This is a genomic window from Pseudomonas sp. AOB-7, assembly GCF_003696305.1.
Lineage (GTDB): Bacteria > Pseudomonadota > Gammaproteobacteria > Pseudomonadales > Pseudomonadaceae > Aquipseudomonas.
In genome coordinates this window covers 1-1,192 of sequence record NZ_RFFK01000040.1, presented here as the reverse complement: position 1 = coordinate 1,192, position 1,192 = coordinate 1, and the positions used below count along the sequence as shown (strand labels likewise).

The window sequence follows — 1,192 nt, the reverse complement described above, 5'->3', positions numbered from 1 at the left end:
GATCAACCGATTACTCGACGATCTTGGCAACCACGCCGGCGCCGACGGTACGACCGCCTTCGCGGATCGCGAAGCGCAGGCCGTCTTCCATGGCGATCGGCTTGATCAGGGTGACAACCATCTTGATGTTGTCGCCCGGCATTACCATCTCAACGCCTTCCGGCAGTTCGCACGAACCGGTCACGTCGGTGGTACGGAAGTAGAACTGCGGACGGTAGCCCTTGAAGAACGGGGTGTGACGACCACCTTCTTCCTTGGACAGCACGTACACTTCAGCTTCGAACTTGGTGTGCGGCTTGATGGTGCCCGGCTTGGCCAGAACCTGACCACGCTCGACTTCATCACGCTTGGTGCCGCGCAGCAGCACGCCGCAGTTCTCGCCAGCACGACCTTCGTCCAGCAGCTTGCGGAACATTTCCACGCCGGTGCAGGTGGTCTTGGTGGTCGGACGCAGACCGACGATTTCGATTTCTTCCTGGATCTTGACGATACCGCGCTCGACACGACCGGTTACCACGGTACCGCGACCGGAGATCGAGAACACGTCTTCGATCGGCATCAGGAACGGACGGTCGATGGCACGCACCGGCTCAGGGATGTAGGTATCCAGAGTCTCAACCAGCTTCTTGACGGCAGTGGTGCCCAGCTCGTTGTCGTCCTGACCGTTCAGCGCCATCAGCGCGGAACCGATGATGATCGGGGTGTCGTCGCCCGGGAAATCGTAAGTGCTGAGCAGGTCGCGCACTTCCATTTCCACCAGCTCCAGCAGCTCGGCGTCGTCGACCATGTCGGCCTTGTTCAGGAACACGACGATGTAGGGTACGCCAACCTGACGGGACAGCAGGATGTGCTCGCGGGTTTGCGGCATGGGGCCATCGGCAGCCGAGCAGACCAGGATCGCGCCGTCCATCTGGGCAGCACCGGTGATCATGTTCTTCACGTAGTCGGCGTGACCCGGGCAGTCAACGTGCGCGTAGTGACGAATGTTGGAGTCGTACTCGACGTGCGCGGTGTTGATGGTGATACCACGAGCCTTTTCTTCCGGAGCGCTGTCGATCTTGTCGAAATCAACGCGAGCGGAACCGAAAACCTCGGAGCACACACGGGTCAGAGCAGCGGTCAGAGTGGTTTTACCGTGGTCAACGTGACCGATGGTGCCGACGTTGACGTGCGGTTTGTTACGTTCAAATTT

At 59.9% G+C, this 1,192-nt stretch carries 1 protein-coding gene; it reads right to left on the bottom strand.

Features of this window, described 5'->3' with window-relative positions; genetic code table 11:
• Positions 1–10 precede the first annotated feature (10 nt).
• Positions 11–1,192, bottom strand: a 1,182-nt coding sequence (gene tuf / locus EA796_RS22885; protein ID WP_122110284.1) for an elongation factor Tu, incomplete at its 5' end; no start/stop codon positions are given.